Source organism: Sphingobacterium sp. UBA3519, assembly GCF_002377215.1.
GTDB lineage: Bacteria > Bacteroidota > Bacteroidia > Sphingobacteriales > Sphingobacteriaceae > Sphingobacterium > Sphingobacterium multivorum.
Map to the genome: position 1 here is coordinate 286,219 of NZ_DFPI01000022.1, position 7,806 is coordinate 294,024.

The 7,806-nt window shown below is 36.6% G+C and carries 7 protein-coding genes, 1 tRNA gene and 1 pseudogene; 8 read left to right on the top strand and 1 reads right to left on the bottom strand.

Annotation, left to right across the window (positions count from 1 at the left end; genetic code table 11):
• Window positions 1-22: 22 nt before the first annotated feature.
• A complete protein-coding gene (locus B3297_RS12330) occupies window positions 23-655 on the bottom strand; it encodes an HAD family hydrolase (protein WP_175441966.1) in 633 nt (210 codons plus the stop codon).
• 89 nt (window positions 656-744) lie between these two features.
• On the opposite strand from B3297_RS12330, the gene B3297_RS12335 reads away from it, so the two are divergent.
• The 8 genes and pseudogenes from B3297_RS12335 to tnpC all read left to right on the top strand — a co-directional run.
• Window positions 745-818, top strand: a tRNA-Ile gene (locus tag B3297_RS12335).
• A 188-nt stretch (window positions 819-1,006) separates the two neighbouring features.
• Window positions 1,007-2,314, top strand: coding sequence for a site-specific integrase (locus B3297_RS12340; RefSeq protein ID WP_286778948.1), 1,308 nt, complete (start codon window positions 1,007-1,009; stop codon window positions 2,312-2,314).
• 373 nt (window positions 2,315-2,687) lie between these two features.
• A complete protein-coding gene (locus B3297_RS12345; RefSeq protein ID WP_286778949.1) occupies window positions 2,688-3,914 on the top strand; it encodes an AAA family ATPase in 1,227 nt (408 codons plus the stop codon).
• Complete coding sequence (locus B3297_RS12350; protein WP_286778950.1) at window positions 3,911-4,489, top strand: DUF4276 family protein; 579 nt, start codon at window positions 3,911-3,913, stop codon at window positions 4,487-4,489. The genes B3297_RS12345 and B3297_RS12350 overlap by 4 nt, the downstream gene beginning before the upstream one ends.
• Before the next feature lie 204 nt (window positions 4,490-4,693).
• Window positions 4,694-5,620, top strand: a complete 927-nt coding sequence (locus B3297_RS12355; RefSeq protein WP_286778951.1) for a hypothetical protein — start codon at window positions 4,694-4,696, stop codon at window positions 5,618-5,620.
• An 81-nt stretch (window positions 5,621-5,701) separates the two neighbouring features.
• Window positions 5,702-5,983: an IS66 family insertion sequence element accessory protein TnpA gene (gene tnpA, locus B3297_RS12360; RefSeq protein ID WP_165308903.1), complete on the top strand. Its 282-nt coding sequence runs from the start codon at window positions 5,702-5,704 to the stop codon at window positions 5,981-5,983.
• Window positions 5,983-6,336: an IS66 family insertion sequence element accessory protein TnpB gene (gene tnpB / locus B3297_RS12365; protein ID WP_286778952.1), complete on the top strand. Its 354-nt coding sequence runs from the start codon at window positions 5,983-5,985 to the stop codon at window positions 6,334-6,336. The genes tnpA and tnpB overlap by 1 nt, the downstream gene beginning before the upstream one ends.
• Window positions 6,337-6,371: 35 nt before the next feature.
• Window positions 6,372-7,786, top strand: a pseudogene (gene tnpC, locus B3297_RS12370) (IS66 family transposase); the annotation flags it as partial.
• Window positions 7,787-7,806: the final 20 nt, after the last annotated feature.

Here is a 7,806-nt window from a genome sequence, read left to right on the forward strand (position 1 = left end):
AAAAGGAAAACAAAATTATTTTTTATAGCAATTCGAATTCTTCCAACAAAATTCTTAGCGGTTTCTCCTTCGTACACAATGCCGTATGCCAACCCAATTGTTTTGCTGTCGCTAGATGTTGAGGGCTGTCATCAATAAATAAAGTCTCCGCCGGATCCAATTGTTGCTCTTGCATAACCAATTCAAAAATCTCCGCATCAGGTTTGCGCATCCCTACCAAATGAGAGTAATAGGTCTTTTCAAAAAAACCTTCATTGTCGGCAACACCATATTTCTCATGAATATCATTCATACAATAGGCATAATGAATTGCATTGTTGTTACTTAACAAAAAGGTACGGTATCGATCTTTCAACTGGACTAAAATCTCATGATTTCCCTGTGGTACACCGATCAGTAAACTGTTCCAGGCCGTATCAATCTGTGCGTCCGTCAGTGCTGGGTTTTGGGTTAATTCTCTTATCCCTTCACGAAATTGCGTCGAATCAATTTTTCCTTTATCAAAATTATCAAAAAGTGCACTTTGACCATGATGTCCAAATACGGCATCAACATTTTCTATACCTAACTGAGTAAAAGCATCTTTCAATTTTACAAAGTCGATCATAAAGATCACATTCCCATAATCAAGAACAATATTTTTAATTTTTTCCATCGAATTATTTTGAAATATCAATACAAATATCGATAATTGCATCGTCAAAACGGCACAACAGCTGTTTAAATTGACAAAACAAAAGACCTGCTCCTATAGCTCAGTCGGTTAGAGTAGAAGACTCATAATCTTTTGGTCCCTGGTTCGAGCCCAGGTGGGAGCACAAAGCAAAAAAGCGGCTTTTCTATGCGAAAAAGCCGCTTTTTTCGTTTCTTCGCATCAATTTCCATTGATGTGATGGCCATGGGTAAAGTACCCTATTCGGCCAGTTTTGCATAGTTTTTTGTTGAACTTCACGTAAAAATGTAACAAATATGTAACGGGAATTTTTACGTGCTAAAGAAAAAAATTATGGCAACCGTAAGCGCGAAAGTTTATGAACACCACAAGAAATCCGATGGCACCTACAATGTAAAAATCTGTGTCTATCACAAGGGAGAAAGAAAGTTTTTGGACACCAATCACTATGTTGTTCAGAAGCAACTCACTAAAGAAAAAAAGATCAAAGACAGCTTTGTTCTTGATAAGTTAAATGACCAACTCAAAGAATACCGTAAAGCAATTAGCGAACTTGATGGGAGACTTGAATATTTTACAGCGGAAGCTTTAAAAGATTACCTAAAAGATATGGATGAGGATGTAGAATTCATATCATTTTGTAGGGAACATATCGAACGATTAAAAGCTGATGGTAGAACAGGAACTGCGAAGAATCATACAGCTATCTGCAATAGCCTTGTTGATTATTTTAAAAGACAGACTGTATCCATAAAGGAAATAAATTCAAACATGCTGTTTATGTATGAACGATTCCTGAAGTCCGATAGAATCATGACTAGGATTAATCAATTTGGAAATCCAGTCATAACAACTGAGAAAGGTCTATCGGACAGTGGGCTTCACAATCACATGCGAGATTTAAGAACCCTCTTTAACGAGGCCAGAAGAAAATACAACAACGAAGATTTGGGGATCTATCGAATCAAACATTACCCTTTTTCAAAATATAAGGTTGGTTCTCCCCCTCTCACAAAAAACAGAAACAATGAAATTGATGATGTTTTAAAATTAAGGGATTGGCCTACAGTAGCCAACAGTCGAGCTGAATTAGCCAAAGAACTCTATATGCTATCGTTCTACCTCTGTGGCATTAATGCTATTGATCTATACTACTTAAATAGATCAGATATCAGAAATGGTAGAATAGATTACAATCGAAAAAAGACTAAGGATTTAAGAAAAGACAATGCCTTTATTAGCATTAGAATAATTGATGAAGCGAGGCCACTTCTCGAAAAATATATCGAAAAACTACGAAATCGATATAGAAATCCTAATTACCTTAATTATGCATTATCAAAGGGAATGCTCCACCTTCGTAACCTAACCGGAATTAAAAATCTCACCTTGTACTGGGCAAGACATACTTTTGCAAACACTGCTAGAAATAGATGCCGCTTAAATAAAGATGATGTCTCACTCGCTCTAAATCATGTCGACGAAGGGAATAGAGTAACAGATATCTATATAGAAAAAGACTGGAAAATTGTTGATGATGTCCAAAAAAAGGTAATGAGAATTCTGAGAAAAATCGACTCAAAAAAAGATAAAAAAAATAAATCGAAGAAAAAGAAAAATAAGAACAAACAAGCTGCTTAAGTATATACTGCGATGAAGTTCATTGCAGTATAATTTCATTATTTCTAAATCTTACAATTATGAAGACCTTATTATTATTCTTACTCTTTTGTATTCTATCGACTATTGGGCTTTTCTCCGCCCTTAGTATGAAAACTCCTTGGATCGGATTTTCGCTAGTATTTTGCGTATGGCTTGTATTTATTTTGACTACTACTAAGCCTAAAATTTAATAAAATATTAAACTGATGATCTGAGTCATGCATTCGGTCTAGAAGGTCGGACAGTAACAGATATTTACGCTCAAATTTTCAAAATAATACAAAAGAAGGTCATCAAAGATTCGACGTCGCTATTATTGTAGATTTTTGTTCAATAAATTTTACATTTGTATATGACTAAAAAACTGATTGAAAGTCTTTATTTGAAAAATATAGCAGTTGTTGGATTTAGATCAATCCATAAGATAAATGCTGATTTTAATAATGGCCTTAATATTATTATTGGGAAGAATGGAGCAGGAAAGTCAAATTTGCTTTATATTGTAAAAGAGGCTTTAAGGCCGAAAGGGCTACCTCAGGATAGTCACGTTAAAGCGCTATCCTTTGTAATGGAGTCTTTAAGCGGGGCCGATTTGTTCGAAGTGAATTATGAAAGACAAGCTTTTAGCCCGGAAGATATAGAAATTAATCCTGGTCAAAAGTATTTTTTCAAAAGAACTTATACCTTAAATGGCACTTATCTGCCGTTAAATCATAGAGGAAAATTATTAGCTGGGGAATCCGAAGGAACATTAATAGTAAAATCTCGCCAACTTTTTTATAATTATGCTCTACGATCAGTAATGTTAACTTTTCCTCGTACGATACTCTTAGAGTACAATCTACCTATTTCTCCTGAATTCATTGATTTACCTGGTAAGCTGATCATCGATTTTGATATGTATGAAGGCATATATTCTATCGGAAATAATTTTTTAGACCGTTATTTTTGGAACATAGAAACTGAGTTTTTAGATTTTTTCGAGAATAAAAGTTCAGATCAAATTGACTCCCATATGATAAAAGAAATTCCAACTGATTATATTAAGTCAAAATTTGTTTTTAGTGATGAATTTATCCGTGTACTTTCAAAATACACCCCTATAAAGAATATACGTTTTAATTCAAATATTAATATTTATTTTGACGAACTACGCTTTAATGTTGAAAACATCAAGATAGAGTATTTCGTAAATGATACTTGGTTACCGTGGAACAATCTTTCTGATGGAACAAAAAGATTATTCTATATTATTGCCCAAATACAAGATTTGAAAGAAAGCGTAATTTTGATAGAAGAGCCAGAGTTAGGAATACATCCCCACCAATTTGATCTTTTAATGCAATTCATTAAGGAACGTAGTGACTTCAATCAAATTATTATATCAACTCATTCTCCTTTAGTTTTAAATTACGTTGAAATTGAAGAATTAAGTAGAATTCAAATAGTATCATATTCAAAAGACTCCGGAACATCTATACGAAGGCTATCAAATGATGAAAGAGAAAAGGCGAGAACTTATGTTGAAGAGGTGGGTTATTTAAGCGATTATTGGGTTTATTCAGATTTAGAAGAATGAAGGTAATTGGCTTAATCGGAGAGGATCCAAATGATACTGTAGCTCTTGAAAATCTATTAAAACCTCAATTTGGCTCTGCAATAAGATTTAAAACCCTTTGTAAAAAATTAAGGGGAGATGGATTAGAAAGTTTTAAATTTTTTAAACAGATCACAGCGGAGACTAAAATAGAAAAGTATGATTTGTTAGTGTGTATTAGAGATTTAGATGGGTTTAATTCTGATAAACTTAAGGTTGATTCGAGGAATATTTGGTTTCAAAAAGTACAGGATTACGCCAATAATTGTAAGGCTGTTATTTTACTAAATGTATGGGAATTGGAAGCTTTACTTTTCGCTGATATTAATTTAATCAATCGTAAATATGGAACTAAACTAACATTTTCTAAAGATCCAACTAGTATAAAAGACCCTAAAGAAAAACTAAAACGAGAAACTAGTAAAGGCCGACGGAGATATGTGGAATCTGACTGCAGGGAATTATTTGCAGAGATAGACTATAATAAAATTATGGCCAAATGCATATTTTTTAGAGATTTTGTAAATGTCTTAAAAAATGAACTTAGTATAAAATAGAAACTTGAGAGCAACATGCTTAGGATTATTCTTTAGGTGGTTTTCGCACCCAATTTTATATGGATTTCCACAACAAAAAATAATAGACGACCCTAATTCATGAAATTTCTTTTGGCACATTATCCAGACTAGGCTTAGAATATCCAAATTTATCTCGATTATCCCTGTATACATTCTTTTAAAATAAAGAAATACCCTGTTTAAATGATTAAAAATATACCAAAACCAGATAGGTTTGAGAAATTAGGATTAGAATGTCTTTGGAAATCATTTGAAATGCTTTTTAATATCTCAAACAATGTAAACGCACTTATTCAAGATGAGATATTCGATAACTATGAAATCACTATTGAAGATTATTGGAAACATAATGGAATTACCGTTAGTACCTCCTTAATAGTATTATTTCAAGGTGTAGAATATTTAATGAAAAGTAAAATCACAGAAAAAAGCGCTTTGTTGTTGATTGAGAACAATAAATATGATTGGCCATCGCTCCCTAATAAAACCGATCGCAATTTTGACGAATTGCAAACAATATCAGGGGAAAATTTATTAGGAGTTTTCTGTGCTGTATTACCACAGAATTTCCCAATTCTTGCATTTGTTGATGAATACAAAGAATTGAGGATCATGCGTAACAAACTTGTTCATAGCACGGGAATAGATAACTTAGAATACAAATATATTATTGGAAAAATCTTAAATATTATATCTTATTTTTATAATCCTATCAAATGGATAGAATTATTTAAGGATATGTCTACTTCTGATCCTACGTTTGGCTTTTGGGATATGGATTTAGAAAGCGCCTACTTTTATCAAATTTTAGATTTTATTGAAGAGTCTGTTCCTAAAGGAGTGTTAAAATCATATTTACCCTACGATATTAATAGTAGACGATATTCTTGTCCTGAATGTTCATATTGGCTTAGTAGACATTTAAGTATAGATATAAATCCAAAATGGTCCTTTCTCTCGCCCAATAAGCCTACATCAAATAAAATTGAGTGTTTAATTTGCAGAAGAGAATATAAAGTACAACGGAAAATTTGCTCGAACAAAAATTGTAAAGGAAACGTAATATCTGAAAACGAAGTCTGTTTAACATGTTATAATCACATGGATTGATAAATTGAATATTCCGACAAAAAGTATCCGCCCGACCAAGTGCATATTTTTTGAGCGAGCTATAATGCAGAGCTTTGCTGTATGAGCAAAGAAGAAAAAAGATTACAGATGCTTTCGATGATATCGGACTGGCAACAGAGCGGAAAAAGCAAGAAAGCTTACTGCGCGGAAAATGGGATCAACGAAGCCACCTTTTATTACTGGTTTTCGCGCAGTAAAGAAAACAATATGACTAGCGGAAGCTTTATAACAATTGATAAGGACAACAGAAAGAACGATGTTGAAGTTATTTATCCCAATGGGGTACGTATAAAGATCGAAAATGATCTTGCCCTTCTCTCGCAGCTGATCCGTCTGTACTAATGTTTTCGTTAGGGTCTTCTCATCGTTTCTATCTCTACGACGGCCACTGCGACATGCGCAAGAGTTTCGACGGTCTTTGCGGCCTGGTCATTTCGGTGATGCAGCGCCAGCCGACCAGCGGTGAGGTATTTGTGTTTTTGAACCGTAGCCGTACCTATATCAAACTTCTGCACTGGGAACACGGGGGCTTTGTCCTTTATTACAAACGACTGGAGCAGGGTACTTTTGGTACATCTGCACTTAAGAATGGTGAACTGTCATGGAGCGATCTGGTATTGCTCATCGAGGGCGTCCAGGTTGTAAAAAGTATACAGAAAAAACGTTATTCATTGCCACAAAAACAGCTTTTTTGATTGCACAAATGCAGGCAAATCCGTATCTTTAAGGTATGGAAACGGCACTGGAAAACCTCTCAAGGAGTGAACTTCTCAAGCTGGCAAGGAAGAAGCTTGCCGGAGAAAGTGCCCATCTCCATCATGCAAAGAAACAACAGGCAGAAATCGACAGTCTTACCTTGGAACGGGACTATCTCAAGGCTCAGGTAGAGATGTTCCAACGGATGCAGTACGGACAGAAAAGAGAGCGTTTCCAAGGCGATCCTAACCAGACGCTGCTCCCTTTTGAGGCTGAAGCTGCCGACATAGAACAGCAAGAGGAAGAAACCAGAGAAAAGATTGAATACATCCGTGCACGCCCGAACCATAAAGGACGTACAAAGTTGCCCGAACATCTCCCTGTAGAAGAAATCGAGATCCATCCCGAAGCAGACCTGTCGAATATGGTATGTATCGGAAAGGAAATTACGGAGGAACTGGAATGCGAACCGGCCAAGTTCTATATCAAACGCTATATCCGTTATAAATATGCGGCTAAAAACGGAGAAGGCGTCAAGATCGGAGAACTGCCCGAGCGTGTCATCGACAAGGGCATTCCCGGAGCAGGTCTGCTGGCGATGATCCTGACCGATAAATACATGGACCACCTACCATTATACCGGCAGAAGCAACGCTTTTTAAGAGAAAACATACAGATCCCTTCCTCTACCATCGAGGGCTGGACAAAAGAAGCCCTTATCAAACTCGAACCACTCTATGATCAACTGGTCTTCGATATAAAATCACAAGGTTATTTACAGGTCGATGAGACCCCTATAAAAGTACTGGACAGCGATAAAAAGGGCGCTGCCCATCGGGGGTATTATTGGTATACCATGCACCTGTGGACGGCACCGTGCTGTTCGACTATAGTCCAACCCGTGGGAGCAGCGCGCCCCTGCCTATACTGGGAACCTTTAAAGGTTATCTGCAGACGGACGGCTATGCGGTCTACGAGAATTACGGCAAGAAAAAAGATGTCACCCATCTTGCCTGCTGGGCACATGCCCGACGTGAGTTCGAGCGCGCGCTGAACAACGATGCGCCGCGGTCCCAAAAGGCGCTGACCTATATCCAGAAATTATATGAAACAGAAAGAAAGGCCAAATAGATGGGGCTGGATACTGCAAAGGTCAAAGAACTGCGCTTAAAGGAAGCTTTTCCGGTGATCAATGAAATGGGAATGTGGATCGCAAAGGAAATAAAGAATACTTTACCCAAGAGCCAGATCGGCAAAGCGATGGATTATGCAGCCGACAGATGGGATCCGCTGACCGAATACCTAAAAGACGGAAGTCTGAAAATCGACAACAATAGCATCGAAAATGCGATAAGACCCGTTGCACTGGGACGCAAAAACTATCTCTTCGCGGGCAGCCATGAGGCAGCTCAGCGGTCGGCAATGATATACTCGTTCTTTGCGATCTGTGGATATACTTGAACAAGCTG